We start from the raw sequence: 14,228 nt of genomic DNA, 5'->3' as shown, positions 1-14,228 counted from the left end.
CTCACCCCTGATGACGACCCTGATTGACGACCGTCGTGTACGCGCGCGTGATGCGTCGCCTGCACGATATTTTTATCTCCACATGGCGCTCGCCTGCGCCGCCACTGCCTTTCTCGGCTTCGCACCGACCTATTGGGTGCCGCTCGCTCACCGGACATTGTCCGCAAGCCCGGTGATCCATTTTCACGGACTCTTGTTCTTCACCTGGTCGCTTTATTTCGTGCTCCAGACCTGGCTCGCGGCCTCCGGCCGCCTGGTCAATCACCGCTCGTTCGGCATCGTCGGCGTCTCGCTCGCGACCGCGATGGTCATTTCTGGCTTCTTCGCGTCCGTGACCTCGATGAAGAACGCCGCGGCGCTCGGACAGGCCGATGCAGGCATCGCCTTCTCGATCGTGCCGCTGAGCGGCATCATATTCTTTGCCGTGGTGTTCGCGCTCGCCATCATGAACACGCGCAGGCTCGAGGTTCACAAGCGCCTGATGCTGCTCGCGGCGGTCTCGATCCTCGACGCCGCGATCGCGCGCTGGTTCCTGACCTTCCTCGCACCATCAGGACCGTCCGGCCCGCCGCCGGTGCCCGTGACGATCGCGCCTGCTGTGGTCGCCTCCATTCTGCTTGTCGTCGCCATGGTGCGCGACTGGCGCGCCGAGGGCCGCGTGCATCCGGTATACATCACGGGCACGCTCGCGCTTCTGGCGGTGAAGGTGCTCAACTGGCCGGTCAGCGAAACGGCGGCGTGGCACGCATTTGCCGGCGGCATCCTGGCGCTGGCGCAGTAGGCGACCTAGAACCGCGGCAAATCCGGGAACGCCAGCTTGCCCGCGTGGACGTGCATGCGGCCGAGCTCGGCGCAGCGGTGCAGGGTCGGAAATACTTTTCCGGGATTGAGCAGGCCCTGCGCGTCGAAGGCGCATTTCAGGCGCTGCTGCTGGTTGAGGTCGATCTCGCTGAACATGTCGGGCATGAGGTCGCGCTTCTCGATGCCGACGCCGTGCTCGCCGGTGAGCACGCCGCCGAACTCGACGCAGGCGCGCAGGATATCGGCGCCGAAGGCTTCGGCGCGCTCGATCTCGCCGGGCTTGTTGGCATCGTAGAGGATCAGGGGGTGCAGATTGCCGTCGCCGGCGTGGAACACGTTGGCGCAGCCGAGCTGGTACTTTTCCGAGAGCTCGCGGATGCGCGCCAGCGCCTTCGGCAGCGCGCCGCGCGGGATGGTGCCGTCCATGCAGAGATAATCGGGCGAGATGCGGCCCACGGCGGGGAACGCGGCCTTGCGGCCGGCCCAGAACAGGTTGCGCTCGGCCTCCGAAGTCGAGATCTGGCAGGTGGTCGAGCCGCAGGCGTTCGCAATGGCCTCGACGCGCGTGATCAGCTCGTCGACCTCGATCTTGGGCCCGTCGAGCTCGATGATGAGCAGCGCTTCGACATCGAGCGGGTAGCCGGCATGGACGAAGGCCTCCGCGGCGTGGATCGCGGGCTTGTCCATCATCTCCATGCCGCCGGGGATGATGCCGGCGCCGATGATGCGGGCCACGCATTCGCCGGCCGCCTCGACTTGCGCAAAGCCGACCATCAGCGCGCGCGCCGTTTCCGGCTTCTGCAGGATGCGCACCGTGATCTCCGTGATGACGCCGAGCAGGCCTTCCGAACCGGTGATGACGCCCATCAGGTCATAGCCGGGATTCTCGCAGCCCTTGCCGCCGATGCGCAGGATCTCGCCGCTCATCAGCACGATCTCGCAGCCGAGCACGTTGTTGGTGGTCATGCCGTATTTCAAGCAGTGCACGCCGCCGGAATTTTCCGCCACGTTGCCGCCGATCGAGCAGGCGATCTGCGAGGACGGATCGGGCGCGTAATAGAAGCCGGCATGGGCGACCGCCTGGCTGATTGCGAGGTTGGTGACGCCGGGCTCGGTGACGACGACGCGGTTGTCGAAATCGATCTCGCGGATGCGCTTGAACTTGCCGAGGCCGAGCAGCACGCCGTCCTCGAGGGGCAGCGCGCCACCGGACAGCGAGGTGCCGGAGCCGCGCGGAACCACCTTGATGCCTTGCGCGGCACAATATTTCAGGACGAGCGAGACCTGCTCGGTCGTATCGGGCAGCACCACGACCATCGGCGGCTGCCGATAGGCGGTCAGCCCGTCGGATTCATAGGCCCGCATCTCGGCGAGGCTGTCGATCACGCCCTCGCCCGGCACGATTGCGCGCAAGGCGGCGACGATTTCGCTGCGACGCGCCAGCACGGCCTGGTCGCTTGCGGGCATCATGATGGCCATTTTAAGAAGCCTTCGTCCGACGGATGGAATTATCTCGGCAAATCAATCATGTCTTGCGGACTTTGGGTAGGTCCTCCGAAGGTCGCATTGCTTTGTTGCAGCGCAAGTTCTCTCTGGGGCAAGTCTGCTAGCAGGAAACCTGTCAGAGTTTCGCGGCTTGTCCACTTGCACCGGACCTGCCAAAACCACGACCCTCCATCTGACCCGGGAAGAGACGAAGAGCACACTTATGACAAAACTGACTTTCGGCGCGGTGACAATCCTCACCGTCATTGCCACCGCACCCGCCGCGATGGCGCAGGATGTCGCGGCCGGCAAGACATCGTTCAACAAGTGCCTGGCCTGCCACGCGATCGGCGAAGGCGCCAAGAACAAGGTTGGCCCGGAGCTCAACGGCCTCAACGGCCGCAAGTCGGGCGCGGTTGAGGGCTATAGCTACACGGACGCCAACAAGAATTCCGGCATCACCTGGGACGAGGCCACGTTCAAGGAATACATCAAGGATCCCAAGGCCAAGATCCCCGGCACCAAGATGGCGTTCGCCGGCATCAAGAACGAGACCGAGATCAACAATCTCTGGGCCTTCCTTGCCCAATACGACAAGGACGGGAAGATCAAGCAGTAAGCGCGCACGAGGCGGACGCTAGAGCTTCGGTTCTGATCGGACCAGAATCGAAGCTCTGGCTTTCTTGTTCTGACGCGTTTCTTCGCGCGAACCGGTTTCCACTTCGCTCGAAAAACGCTTTAGTCGGCGACCGCCTGCGCCGGGGCGATGTTTCCGATCATCGTCTCGATCTCCGCCTTCACGAGATCCGGCACGGCGTTCTGCACCATGTGGCCGACATCGGGCAGCACGATCAGCTTTGCATTCGACACAGCCGCAGCGAACGGACGCGCGTGGATATTGGTTCTCACCGTCTTGTCGGGCTCGCCGGCGATGATCGTAACAGGCGCCGTAATCGCGCCATAGCGCGCGACTTGCGCGGCGACCGACTCCTTCAGCGTCACCAGATCATAGGCATTGGCGATGAACTCGCGCGGGCGCAGCAGGAGCGGTGTCGCGGAGTCCTGCACGAAACCATCCGGCATGATCTGCGGCAGGAACACGTTGCGGGCCCCGGCTTCGGTGATGAAATAGCCGAGCGGCAGCGTGATGGTGTAGGCGAGCAGCGGGCCGATCACGGGCGTTGCGATGATCTCGTTGTAGCGCCCGACACCGCCGCGCCAGGGATGCGTGACGGGCGCGAGCATCACGAGACCTGCCACGCGGCGCGGGTGATCGAGCGCGATCCGCGCGCCGAGGGCGCCGCTCCAGGAATGCACCACGAAGACCGCGCGATCGATCCCGAGCTTGCCGAGCGCCTCGTCGATCATGCGCGCCTGAATCTGCGGCGTCGAATCCTGCCGGCTTGCGCGCGTGCTCCAGCCATGGCCGGGGCGGTCGATCAGAATCACGCGATGATCCCGGGCGAGGAGATCGCCGAGCGGCCGCCGCATCGCTTCGAGGTTGGAGCTCGCGCCGTGCAGCATCACGATCGGCGGGGCGGCCTCGCGCGGGCCGATCTCGACGACGTGAAGCGCGGCGCCCTCGACATCGACCATGCGCCCCTGCGGCGGAAAGGCCCGCTGCACGGCGACGATTCCGGCCTGCGTGAGCAGCGCCAGCAGGACCAGCGCCGTCACGACTGACATCACGATCATGGAGAGAATCCGGGTGATCCTGGGCACGGGGCAGTTACGGGTCTGCTCGGCCGGCAGTTTCGCCGCCGGCGGTGCGCGCTTCCACTGAAAATGCAGGGGCTGTGGATATGTGCATAATTGCCGATCGAGAAAACTCAATGAAATCAGGGCTATTCAAAGCCGCACGCAAGCTTCGGACCAGCTTCATGCGGGTGTCATCGCAGCTTCCATATAATCGCCATGGTCGGTTCCGCCATCTAGGCGCGGGTGGGCGCCGATCCTCCTCGCAACATCAGGGGATGCGGGAAAGACCGGCAGGATTGTCCTGGTTTGAACCGGAGAATTTTCGATGAGCTTCAGATCGAACGATACTGCAATCGACGAAATCGTCGCGAGCTGCAACGGCGACCTGCGCGGTGCGGTGCGGGCGCTGCTCCTGATCAACGAGCATCTCGAGACCGAGCTGGCAAAGGCCTACGCCGCAGCCGCCGACCGCGGCCTGGTCGAGCGCGGCAGCAGCGTGCTGCATTAAGCGCAGCCTAGTTCGCCCCCTCCTCCTGCTTTTCTTCCTCGGGCGTGACCGGGGGACAGACGCGAATCGTCGAGCGCGCAAGCTTGGCATCGGCCCTGGACTTGTAGGGACCGTCGCCGAACCAGATGTCGCCAATGATGACTGGATTGCTGGTCACGATGGCGCATTTGCCGGTGGCACGGTTGCCGACCACCCAGAACAGTCCGTCGGCGAAGCTCACCGTCCCCGACGCGAGCAGCAACGTCGCTGCGACCATCAAATGCTTCATGGCTTTCGCTCCTGCCATGCAGGTAGGCCTGCAACAGGCCTTGCAATAGTCCTTGCAACGTCCCGGCTCGGATCGTGGTTAATCCGCGGCGGCCGCGATCGCTCAAGATATGATCGAGTTATAGCTAGATGTCGCGGCCTTCGACCTTTTCGGTCAGCGCCTTGACCTGGTCGGGGATCTTTTCCAGGTGCGGATTGACGGCGAGCGCCTTGCGGTAGGCCTCGAGCGCGCGCCTCTCGTCCCCGACCTCCTGCATGATCATGCCGAGGCCGGCGAGCGCGCCGAAATGGCGGGGCTCCCGGATCAGCACTTGCTGAATGTCCGCGAGCGAGCGGCCATAATCATTCTGCATGTAATAGAGCGTCGCACGCCGGTTCCAGGCTTCGATGTAATCGGGCCTGAGCTTGATGATCGAATCCAGGAGCTTGATCGCGACGTCGATCTTCTTCGCATCGACGGCGGTCTTGGCGCGCGACATCAGGAGCGCGGCGGTGTCGCTCGGGGTCTGCAGCCAGATCGCCCAGATCCGCGCCTCGACATGCTTGGCGCTGGCCTCGTCGGGCGCCGCCTTCAGCGCGCCGAACAGGAAATCGAGATTCTTGCTGCGGTCGACCTTCGGCAGCTTCGACGGCGCCTCGGGCAGTTTCTTCTGCTTGCCGGGCGGCTCGACCTGCTGGGCCAGGGCGGCCGGCGCAAGGCCGGCGGTTCCCAGCACGACGGCCAGACACAGGGTGCGCGCGAAACGGAATCTCACTGCCATGGTGGAAGTCTAAACGCGCAAAGCCGCCCTTGCAAAGCAAAGGCGGCGTCAAACTCGTGTGAGACCGGATCTTGCGGGGCGCGCGAAGGCTCCCGGCAGGGCGTGATCAGCCGCTCAGATCAGCCCTGGCGCGCCTTGAAGCGGCGCTGCACCTTGTTGATCACATAGACCCGGCCCTTGCGGCGGACCAGGCGGTTGGCGCGATGGCGACCGCGCAGCGATTTCAGCGAGTTACGGACCTTCATGGCAGAATCCTGAACGTTCGAAAGGCCGTGTTCGGCACTACCGTTTCGGCACGCGCGAATGTGGCAAAATGAGATTTTTCCCGCTGGCGGACCGACCGCCCGGGACGGAGCGGTTCTTAAGGCATGGCGGGAGGTCATGTCAATGTTAACTGCCCGGCTCCCAACGAGCAAAATCGCGAAAACAACCCCATGCACAGTAGAAGCGGCCGGATCGGCCCGATCCGGCGCATTGGAGGTCAGGCCCGGCAAAGACTGTCGCTACCTGCGCTTTCGCCGCCACCAGCGCCTTGCCAAATTCGTTATATCCTATAATCAATTCGGCAACCCGTCGGGAGGACACCCATGCCGAAGCTGAAGCTGCCTGATATCGACAAAGTCGTCGCCATCGACATCCACACCCATGCCGAGGAGCCCTGCGGCACCCATCCCGACGACGGCTATGACGATTTCCAGGCGCAGATGGCGGAGTATTTCAAGTCGCCGCATAAGCATCCGCCGACCGTGCCGGAGACCGCGGCCTATTACCGCTCCAAGAACATCGCTGCGGTGATCTTCCCGGTCGATGCAGAGCGCGAGACCGGCTTCCGCCGCTACAAGAACGAGGAGATGCTGGAGATCGCCTCCGAGCATCTCGACGTGCTCATCCCCTTCGTCTCGATCGACCCGCACAAGGGCAAGCTCGGGGCCCGCGAGGCGCGCAAGCTGATCGAGGAATACGGCGTACGCGGCTTCAAATTCCATCCGACCATGCAGGGCTTCTACGCCAACGACCGCATGGCCTATCCGCTCTACGAAGAGATCAACAATGGCGGCGCGATCGCGCTGTTCCACACCGGCCAGACCGGCGTCGGCTCCGGCATGCCCGGCGGCATGGGCATGCGGCTGAAATATTCCAACCCGATGTACATGGACGATGTCGCGGCCGATTTCCCCGACCTCAAGATCATCCTCGCCCACCCCTCCTTCCCCTGGCAGGAAGAGGCGCTCTCGGTCGCGACCCACAAGCCGAACGTCTACATCGATCTCTCGGGCTGGTCGCCGAAATATTTCCCGCCGATCCTGGTGCGCTACATCAACTCGATTCTGCAGGACAAGATGCTGTTCGGCTCGGACTGGCCGGTGATCACGCCGGACCGCTGGCTGTCGGATTTCGCCAAGATCGAGATTCGCGACGAGATCCGGCCGAAGGTGCTGAAGGCGAACGCGCGCAAGCTGCTGGGGATCTAGACGATCCGCTTCCATGAAACCGGCATGCAACTAGGTTTGGCCACGGGGTACATCTCGGCTGGCGTAGCCTAGCGTATCCCTTCCATCTCTGGTCCGGATTCGGACGGCGCGTAGAGTACCTCGAACACGACGCGCGCCGCCTGCTCCGGATCCTCTGGGTACGTCAGAGCGACCGACATCGTACCCACAGTTCTTTCAGGCTGGCGGCCGGGCCGCGGTCCACATCGACCTCACGACGTTGTGTGATTCCACCCGATTCAAGCTTGGGCTGCTCACCAGCGGCGTCGAAATGGGTGGATGGGGCGCGTGATACTCCGGCGATCCAGGACGCAAAAGCAGGTTGGAGGGAAACTTTCGGGTACCCGGGTCGTTCGCTAAGACACGTTGAGCAGCGAATGCCATGCCTCGCCCCACCGTCCTGATCACCGGCAGCAGCGGCTTTCTCGGCCAGGCGATCGCGCGCGGCTTGATGGATCGTTACCGGGTCATCGGCCTCGATGTCAGCCGCCCTAAGAAGCCGTTGTCCGGCATCGAGACAATTGAGATCGACCTCACCTCGGATGCAATCGTGGCGAAGGCGCTGGACCAGGTTCGTGCGCGAACAGGCGGTCGGATCGCCTCGGTCATTCACCTTGCCGCCTATTACGACACGACCGGCGAAGACAACCCGAGATACGATGCCGTGACCGTTCAGGGAACGCGCCGACTGCTGGCGGCCCTTCAGGCATTCGACACGGAGCAGTTCGTCTTCTCGAGCACGCTGCTCGTGCATGCTCCTAGCTCAGCAAAGGGAAGAAAGATCGATGAAGATTCGCCGATCGAACCAGCTTGGGCCTATCCGCAGTCAAAGGCGAAGACCGAGACCCTGATCCTGAACGAGCATGGCAACATCAAGGTCGCGATCCTGAGGCTTGCAGGTGTCTATGACGAGGATTGCCGTGCGGCATTCATCGCGCAGCAGATCGCCCGCATCTTCGAGCGCTTGCCGACCGCTTATCTCTTCACCGGCGACATCACCACTGGCCAGCCCTATCTCCACAAGAACGACCTCGTCGAGGCCGTGGTACGCGTGGTCGATCGACGCAATGATCTTGCTGATGAAACGACACTGCTCATTGGCGAAGAGGAAACGCCGAGTTACGACGAGATGCAGAGGCGGATTGGCCAGCTTGTGCATGGGGAGAGATGGCGGACGATGTCCCTCCCGAAAGAGATGACGAAGCTCGGCACTTGGATGCAGGAGAAGGTTCTCGATCAGGATACCGACATCAAGTCGTGGATGATCGAGAATGCCGACTACCATTATGAGATCGATACTTCGCGAGCGAGGAGCCTCTTGGGGTGGAAACCCCGACACAGTCTGACCGCCACGCTGCCCGAAATGATCCGGCGGCTTAAGGTCGACCCGACGGACTGGTACGAGACGAACAAACTTCATCCTGCGACGGTCGCCGCTTCCGAACCCGAGCTCGACCAGGCCGCGGAGAGACTGCGGCAATCGGTGGAGCCTTCGAAAGATGAGGTTGAGGCCGAGACGGAACGGCATCGGGCGCGCACGCTCTGGGCGCCGCTGACCAATGCAGCGATTGGACTGTGGCTCGTCGCCTCGCCTGTCACGCTTGGTCTCTTCGATCCATCCGCGGCGCCAATTCCACCGGCGCTGGGACATGAGATCGCTTCGCCCGAGACACGTGACGGCAGGCTCGGCATCAGCGAGATCGTGTCCGGCATTCTTGTCGTCGCGTTCGCACTCATCGGCATGCGTCGGCGCTGGCGCTGGTTGCAGTGGCTCACCGCAGCCGTCGGCATATGGGTCATGTTCGCACCTCTCGTGTTCTGGACCACGAGCGCTGGAGCCTACGCCACCGATACGCTTGCTGGCATGCTGATCGTGACGCTCGCGGTGATGGTTCCTCCAACACCGGGCATCAGCCGCCAAGCCCTCGCCGCCGACGATGATCGCCCCCTCGGCTGGACCTACTCGCCATCCACATTCAGCCAGCGCCTTCACATCATTGCTCTGGCCTTTGTCGGCCTGTTCGTCTCGCGCTATCTCGCCGCCTATCAACTCGGTCATATCGACGGGTTGTGGGATCCTTTCTTCGGCCCAGGTGATGCAGCGGTCGCCAATGGCAGCGAGGCGGTGGTGACCTCCTGGGTCTCGAAGGGCTTTCCGGTCGCCGATGCCGGGTTTGGCGCCTTCGCCTACGCGTAGATGCCCTGGCAGGCGCGATCGGCGACCGTCGCCGCTGGCGCACAATGCCATGGATGGTGATTCTGTTCGGCCTACTGGTTATCCCGCTCGGGCTCGTGAGCGTCAGCTTCATCATTATCCAGCCCCCTTTGATCGGTGCACTGTGTACGCTCTGCATCATCCAGGCCGCGATCACGATAGTGCTCATCCCCTATTCGATAGATGAGGTACTGGCGAGCTGTCAGTATCTTTGGGGCGCGAAGCAGGCGGGCCAGCCGTTCTGGCGCACTTTCTGGCGCGGTGGCCCGGCGCTCTCCGAGAAGCAGGCGCCGACGCCCGATCTCGACCGCCCGTTATCGGCGGTGCTGCGCGACATCGTCACCGGCGGCGTCAATTTTCCCTGGACGCTGGTCGCGAGCTCTTTCCTTGGAATGCTGCTGATGATCACGCCGCTTGCCTTCGGCACGAGCCCGATCCTCTACTTCAGCGACCATATCACCGGCTGCCTTGTCATCCTCGTCGCCGTTACGGCGATGGCGGAGGTGGCGCGTGCCGCGCGGTTCGCCAACGTCGCGCTCGGAGCATGGGTGGCAATCTCCCCCTTTGTCCTCGACGGCGCCACGACAACGGCGACGATAGCCAACGTTGCAACCGGTGTCCTCCTCATCGGGCTGAGCCTGCCACGCGGCACCCGTAGCGCCGCCCATTACGGCGGATGGGACCACGCAATAGTATGATGCAACGGCGGGCTCTGCGTGGGCGCCACCGAAGATGATGCGGGGAGCTTTCTCATGACGCATCTGATCGGACCGCGAAGCGCAAGCTGCTGGGAATCTAGGCGTCCCTATCAATTGGCGGAGCCGCTTACAGCGACTCCGCCGCAGTCGTTCCGAGCCTCAAGCGCGCATCCCGATCGCTGGGCGAAACGGCGGATCGCCCATGGGCGATGGAATTGCAGCGTAATGATCGAAGCGCATCGTGTAAGTCGCCCGCCCCTGGCTCATCAAGCCTAGACTGTTCGTATAGCCAAGCATGGTCATGAGCGGCAGGATCGCGTCGATCGCGACAATGTCGTTCTCGACCTTCGTGACACCAACCTGCCCACGACGCAATCGCAAATCGTCGGCGATGGCTTCTGCAAAGGCTGCCGGTGTCACCACCTCGACCTTCATGATCGGTTCGAGCAGAACCGGCTTCGCCATGTTCAGGGCCTCGCGAAAGGCTGTTCTCGCAGCGACCTCGAAGGCAAGTACCGATGAGTCGATATCGTGATATTTGGCATCGATCAGCTCGACCCCGACATCGATCACCGGAAAGCCCGCAACGACGCCGCAAGCGAGGACGTCCTTCACACCTTTCTCGACGCCAGGGAGATACTTCCTCGGTAGCACGCTCTCGTCGATCTTGGACTCGAAGTGAAAGCCCTTCCCGGAATCGATGGGTCCAACACCGAGCTTGACCGCGGCAAAGTCGCCTTTGGGGCCGTAGATCTTCTTGTGCGTGTAAGTTACCTCTGCCCGTGTGGTTGGGCGCTCCAAAAATGCGACCTGCAAAGCGCCTACATTGACGGCGATCCCATCGGCCCGATTGAGCACGTCGATCTTGCCTGCGAGATGACTTTCGCTCACTCCCTTCAGCACAGTCTGACCCGACATGGGATCGAGCGACACCATGAACGAGTGATCCTCGGCGGCGAGCCTGGCGAGCGCCGTCACGAGCTTCTCATGCCCCGCCCGAGACGCCGCCTCGATGGCGACCTCGACCAGCAATGGTTGCCTAATGACATCATCCTTCATTGATGGGTCTCAAACCTGAGTTCCGAGGTCGCATTCTACTCTATCACAGAGCTCGTCATGCCCGGGCTCGTCCCGGGCATCCACGTTCTTTGGGCTGCGTGGAAAGGCGTGGATGGCCGGGACAAGCCCGGCCATGACGCTGTGGAGGCAGTCGGCGCCCATCGCGCTCAAGCTGCGTCAGACCTGCGCGAGGCCTCCATCGACAAAGACCTCGCCGCCGGTCATGTAGCTGCTGTCCGAGGACGCCAGGAATGCGGCCACTGCCCCGGTCTCGCTGGGGTCAGCGACGCGCCCGATGGGCGTCGCGCTGCCGAGCGCGTCGAAGGCTTCCTCGCCCACGACCTCCAGCGCCAGCTCCGTCTTGGTCGGCCCCGGCGACAGCACGTTGACGCGGATGCCGGTGCCGCGCAGGTCCAGCGCCCAGCTGCGCGCCAGATTGCGGATCGCGGCCTTGGTCGCGCTGTAGATGCTGAATTGCGGCGTTCCCATCACGCCCGTGCTCGAGCCGGTCAGGATGATCGACGATCCCCTGCGCATCAGCGGCAGGGCTTTCTGCACGGTGAACACCAACCCCTTCACGTTGACGTCGAAGATCTGATCATAGTGCTCGGGGGTGATCTGGCCGAGCGGCGCAAACGCGCCGGTCCCGGCATTGGCGAACAGGACGTCGACATTGCCGCGTTCGGCCTTCACGGTCGCATACAGTCGGTCGAGGTCGGACAAGTCGGTGACCGATCCCCTGACTGCGCGCGCCGAGGACCCCAGCTGCGCGAGCGCAGCGTCGAGCGGCTCCTGCCGCCGCCCGAAGAGATAGACGAATGCGCCCTCATCGACGAACCGTTTGGCGGCTCCGAGCCCGATGCCCGTTCCACCGCCCGTCACCACCGCCGTCTTGCCTTTTAGTCTGCTCATGCTGTGCTCCTTCATTGAGGTTGCACTGAGCTGGCGGCCTACCTACCTGACCACAAGTATGCACCTTTTGGTAAGTACCCAAAAAATGTCGTCAGATCGTTCAGACCTCATCTCCCCGCCGGCGCAAGCCCAAGCAGACGTCCAACGTTGCACGCCGAACCTGCCCGGCTTCACCTGCGGCCTGGATGCGACCTTGCGGGTCGTCTCGGGCAAGTGGAAGCCGCTGATCCTGTACTTCGTCGCCCAGGACGGACCGACCCGTTACGGCGAGCTCCGGCGCGCCATACGCGACGTCAGCGACAAGGTGCTGATCCAGCAGCTCAAGGAGCTGGAGGCCGATGGCCTGGTGAAGCGGACCGACTACAAGGAGGTGCCGCCGCGGGTGGACTACAGTCTCACGCCTTTGGGCCAGAGCCTCGCCGAAGCGCTGGTGCCGCTCTGCACGTGGGGCACCGAGCACATGGCGGAGGTCAGCCGGGCGTTCGCAGAGCGGGCGACCTGGACACGGCCAGGACGTCAGTCGACTGCCTAGCTCGCGCTACTCGTCGTCCGAAGTCTGCTCCGCCCCTGATAGCAGCGCGTTGCCGCAACTCGACTTGCGTCCGACTTGGGCCAACAGGCGACATTGCACGCTTAGGATGATATGAAAGAGGTCGCCAACTGAGGCGGTCTAACGGGAGAAGCTGATGCCAAATTGGATAGGACCACTCCTCGCCCTCATAGCTCTTGTCGGGTTTATTGGTTTTGCGGTTCGGCAGGGCACAAAGACGTCACGAGATCGGACAGACAACGGTGGCAGCGATCTGCCGGGGATGGGCGGCGGCTGAGATGGAGCTTAAGCCGCCGCTAGAATGAAACTAGCCCACCGAGGGTCGAAACAGCCGTACCCCCGCGCCGCGAGAGAACGGATTGGCGACCCCAGAAAGTTTGCCGACTCTCGACGAGATGCTCATCGATTGTCCGTTATGGGTCACGCCCGGAAGAACTCAGGTCGAGCATATCGGGTCCGCTACACCCCGAGCAGCTGACATCCGACGGAGGTATCGCGTCGGCCCCTTCGGGCCGGGAGCAGTCGTATGACTTCCGAACCTGCAAGGCGCGTTAGGCGAAATTGATCAAATCTAGCAGGTAATGCGCGAGTGCCACCGGCCATAGCACACCCGACCGCCGCAGCATTAACATGAGGAAAAGGCCAACAGTAGCCGTAGAAAGGACATTACCAAGGCCGGCCCACCAATGAATTGCGCCGAACAAAACTGACGTCGTGAGAACGGCAAAGATGCCGTCACCCAGATAAGGCCGGAATGCTAGCCGGATGTATCGGCGAAATATGACTTCTTCGCTGATAGCTACCAAGGCTAAGCCAAAAAAAAGATCGAACGCTTTTAGCCATCCGGTCGGGTGCGGATATGCGCCGAGAACGGTTGTAGGGAATGCCGCATTGAGGGAAGATTGCGGCAACTGGACAAAGCGATCTAGCAAGCAAATTCCGACGATCCAAAGGACAATCTCAAAAAGTGAAATTTGACGTCCACCTGTTCGAAATGCAGCGATCCGAGCGGAAGGCACTGCCGCCAAAATGGTGAGAGCAGTGATCCGACCCACATAGTCCCAGAGAAGCCAACTTGCCGCTTGATGTTGATGCAGCCGCATAACTTGCGACGCAACTAGCGCTATAAGGGCGAGGACGAACCACCAAATCAACAGGCGCGTATCGGAGCGATTGCTCTCACGCTCTTTAGGCACGACGAAGGAGTGCTCTTCCATGCTCGATGAGATATTCGCTTTACGTTGTCACGGTGACGAATCCTTCGCTCCACGCGTCCTTGTCGATTTCCATCTCGCTGACTTGGAAATTATCGGGATAGTCGCGAAAGCCCTCAAAGCGCAGCTTGCGCAGTCTTGCTGCATCTGCTTCGGCCGCGCTGCTATAGACCCCGACGAGTTTATCTTCGGTATCATTCTCATCCAGAGCATCTTCGCGCGGATAGCTATGCCAGAGCAGGAAAACTGTGCGCATTTGTGTAAGGGCCATAACCGCGTGATTGCTTACGTCAGTTCGTCCAACCACCGCTGAGCCAATTTCGGCTCACCCGGAGTGTTTGAAAGGCGAGAGCCCATCTGCAGGAACCGCTCGTGGAGCTGGAAGGGTTCAATGCCGCACTTGTGGCGCAGGCGCTCGATTTTGGAGCCTAATTCAAGGAGCTCCTCCCGTGCGGGGTCGCGCAAACCAACTCGTTCGTACGAGCCGAAGAGTCCCCACTGTCCCTTAGCGCACCCCTGTAGTGCCGACAGAAGCAACTCCCTGTACGAAGCTTCAAGGGCCGCGAGCTG

Annotated in this window: 14 protein-coding genes and 1 pseudogene; 6 read left to right on the top strand and 9 right to left on the bottom strand. The window is 62.3% G+C overall.

Annotation, left to right across the window (positions count from 1 at the left end):
• Window positions 1–10: 10 nt before the first annotated feature.
• Entirely contained in the window at window positions 11–781 is a 771-nt protein-coding gene (locus tag I6F21_RS09155) for a hypothetical protein (RefSeq protein ID WP_225183049.1), read from the top strand.
• 5 nt (window positions 782–786) lie between these two features.
• Here I6F21_RS09155 and I6F21_RS09150 read toward each other — a convergent pair whose 3' ends face one another.
• Window positions 787–2,280: an FAD-linked oxidase C-terminal domain-containing protein gene (locus I6F21_RS09150; RefSeq protein ID WP_074447681.1), complete on the bottom strand. Its 1,494-nt coding sequence runs from the start codon at window positions 2,278–2,280 to the stop codon at window positions 787–789.
• 229 nt (window positions 2,281–2,509) lie between these two features.
• Between I6F21_RS09150 and cycA the strand changes: the two genes are divergently transcribed.
• Window positions 2,510–2,905 (top strand): cytochrome c-550 CycA, encoded by a 396-nt coding sequence (gene cycA, locus I6F21_RS09145; RefSeq protein WP_035997470.1) that lies wholly within the window; start codon window positions 2,510–2,512, stop codon window positions 2,903–2,905.
• Window positions 2,906–3,024: 119 nt separating this feature from the next.
• Here the strand turns inward: cycA and I6F21_RS09140 are convergent, their stop codons facing one another.
• Entirely contained in the window at window positions 3,025–3,981 is a 957-nt protein-coding gene (locus I6F21_RS09140) for an alpha/beta hydrolase (protein WP_225183048.1), read from the bottom strand.
• Window positions 3,982–4,309: 328 nt separating this feature from the next.
• Here I6F21_RS09140 and I6F21_RS09135 point away from each other — a divergent pair, with 328 nt between their 5' ends.
• Window positions 4,310–4,492, top strand: coding sequence for a hypothetical protein (locus I6F21_RS09135; protein ID WP_028180446.1), 183 nt, complete (start codon window positions 4,310–4,312; stop codon window positions 4,490–4,492).
• 7 nt (window positions 4,493–4,499) lie between these two features.
• Here the strand turns inward: I6F21_RS09135 and I6F21_RS09130 are convergent, their stop codons facing one another.
• From I6F21_RS09130 to ykgO, 3 genes are all read right to left on the bottom strand, one after another.
• Window positions 4,500–4,760 carry a hypothetical protein gene (locus I6F21_RS09130; protein WP_035997474.1) on the bottom strand — a complete coding sequence of 87 codons (261 nt, stop codon included), beginning with the start codon at window positions 4,758–4,760 and terminating at the stop codon, window positions 4,500–4,502.
• A 124-nt stretch (window positions 4,761–4,884) separates the two neighbouring features.
• Window positions 4,885–5,520, bottom strand: coding sequence for a tetratricopeptide repeat protein (locus I6F21_RS09125; RefSeq protein WP_225183047.1), 636 nt, complete (start codon window positions 5,518–5,520; stop codon window positions 4,885–4,887).
• 119 nt (window positions 5,521–5,639) lie between these two features.
• Window positions 5,640–5,765 (bottom strand): type B 50S ribosomal protein L36, encoded by a 126-nt coding sequence (ykgO, locus tag I6F21_RS09120; protein WP_006611362.1) that lies wholly within the window; start codon window positions 5,763–5,765, stop codon window positions 5,640–5,642.
• Window positions 5,766–6,107: 342 nt separating this feature from the next.
• On the opposite strand from ykgO, the gene I6F21_RS09115 reads away from it, so the two are divergent.
• Window positions 6,108–6,992, top strand: coding sequence for an amidohydrolase family protein (locus tag I6F21_RS09115; RefSeq protein ID WP_036021159.1), 885 nt, complete (start codon window positions 6,108–6,110; stop codon window positions 6,990–6,992).
• A gap of 400 nt (window positions 6,993–7,392) precedes the next feature.
• Window positions 7,393–9,923 (top strand): annotated as a pseudogene (locus I6F21_RS09110) (NAD-dependent epimerase/dehydratase family protein).
• 159 nt (window positions 9,924–10,082) lie between these two features.
• Here I6F21_RS09110 and I6F21_RS09105 read toward each other — a convergent pair.
• Both I6F21_RS09105 and I6F21_RS09100 read right to left on the bottom strand, forming a co-directional pair.
• Window positions 10,083–10,982: a hypothetical protein gene (locus tag I6F21_RS09105; protein ID WP_225183046.1), complete on the bottom strand. Its 900-nt coding sequence runs from the start codon at window positions 10,980–10,982 to the stop codon at window positions 10,083–10,085.
• Window positions 10,983–11,159: 177 nt separating this feature from the next.
• Window positions 11,160–11,894 (bottom strand): SDR family oxidoreductase, encoded by a 735-nt coding sequence (locus I6F21_RS09100; RefSeq protein ID WP_225183045.1) that lies wholly within the window; start codon window positions 11,892–11,894, stop codon window positions 11,160–11,162.
• A 160-nt stretch (window positions 11,895–12,054) separates the two neighbouring features.
• Here I6F21_RS09100 and I6F21_RS09095 point away from each other — a divergent pair, with 160 nt between their 5' ends.
• Window positions 12,055–12,426, top strand: coding sequence for a helix-turn-helix domain-containing protein (locus tag I6F21_RS09095; RefSeq protein WP_225183136.1), 372 nt, complete (start codon window positions 12,055–12,057; stop codon window positions 12,424–12,426).
• Between the two features lie 569 nt (window positions 12,427–12,995).
• Here the strand turns inward: I6F21_RS09095 and I6F21_RS09090 are convergent.
• Window positions 12,996–13,661 carry a CPBP family intramembrane glutamic endopeptidase gene (locus I6F21_RS09090; protein WP_225183044.1) on the bottom strand — a complete coding sequence of 222 codons (666 nt, stop codon included), beginning with the start codon at window positions 13,659–13,661 and terminating at the stop codon, window positions 12,996–12,998.
• A gap of 19 nt (window positions 13,662–13,680) precedes the next feature.
• Window positions 13,681–13,914: a hypothetical protein gene (locus I6F21_RS09085; protein ID WP_225139381.1), complete on the bottom strand. Its 234-nt coding sequence runs from the start codon at window positions 13,912–13,914 to the stop codon at window positions 13,681–13,683.
• Between the last annotated feature and the right edge of the window lie 314 nt (window positions 13,915–14,228).

This window comes from Bradyrhizobium sp. NBAIM03 (genome assembly GCF_020194055.1).
Taxonomy (GTDB): Bacteria; Pseudomonadota; Alphaproteobacteria; order Rhizobiales; family Xanthobacteraceae; genus Bradyrhizobium; species Bradyrhizobium yuanmingense.
The sequence above is the reverse complement of the archived record's forward strand: the minus strand, read 5'-3'. Positions and strand labels throughout refer to the sequence as shown.

Excerpts from the sequence above, each read along its gene's own strand:
- I6F21_RS09155 (WP_225183049.1), top strand. The coding sequence starts at position 11 with ATGACGACCCTGATTGACGACCGTCGTGTACGCGCGCGTGATGCGTCG.
- I6F21_RS09150 (WP_074447681.1), bottom strand. The coding sequence starts at position 2,280 with ATGGCCATCATGATGCCCGCAAGCGACCAGGCCGTGCTGGCGCGTCGC.
- cycA (WP_035997470.1), top strand. The coding sequence starts at position 2,510 with ATGACAAAACTGACTTTCGGCGCGGTGACAATCCTCACCGTCATTGCC.
- I6F21_RS09140 (WP_225183048.1), bottom strand. The coding sequence starts at position 3,981 with ATGATCGTGATGTCAGTCGTGACGGCGCTGGTCCTGCTGGCGCTGCTC.
- I6F21_RS09135 (WP_028180446.1), top strand. The coding sequence starts at position 4,310 with ATGAGCTTCAGATCGAACGATACTGCAATCGACGAAATCGTCGCGAGC.
- I6F21_RS09130 (WP_035997474.1), bottom strand. The coding sequence starts at position 4,760 with ATGAAGCATTTGATGGTCGCAGCGACGTTGCTGCTCGCGTCGGGGACG.
- I6F21_RS09125 (WP_225183047.1), bottom strand. The coding sequence starts at position 5,520 with ATGGCAGTGAGATTCCGTTTCGCGCGCACCCTGTGTCTGGCCGTCGTG.
- ykgO (WP_006611362.1), bottom strand. The coding sequence starts at position 5,765 with ATGAAGGTCCGTAACTCGCTGAAATCGCTGCGCGGTCGCCATCGCGCC.
- I6F21_RS09115 (WP_036021159.1), top strand. The coding sequence starts at position 6,108 with ATGCCGAAGCTGAAGCTGCCTGATATCGACAAAGTCGTCGCCATCGAC.
- I6F21_RS09105 (WP_225183046.1), bottom strand. The coding sequence starts at position 10,982 with ATGAAGGATGATGTCATTAGGCAACCATTGCTGGTCGAGGTCGCCATC.
- I6F21_RS09100 (WP_225183045.1), bottom strand. The coding sequence starts at position 11,894 with ATGAGCAGACTAAAAGGCAAGACGGCGGTGGTGACGGGCGGTGGAACG.
- I6F21_RS09090 (WP_225183044.1), bottom strand. The coding sequence starts at position 13,661 with ATGGAAGAGCACTCCTTCGTCGTGCCTAAAGAGCGTGAGAGCAATCGC.
- I6F21_RS09085 (WP_225139381.1), bottom strand. The coding sequence starts at position 13,914 with ATGCGCACAGTTTTCCTGCTCTGGCATAGCTATCCGCGCGAAGATGCT.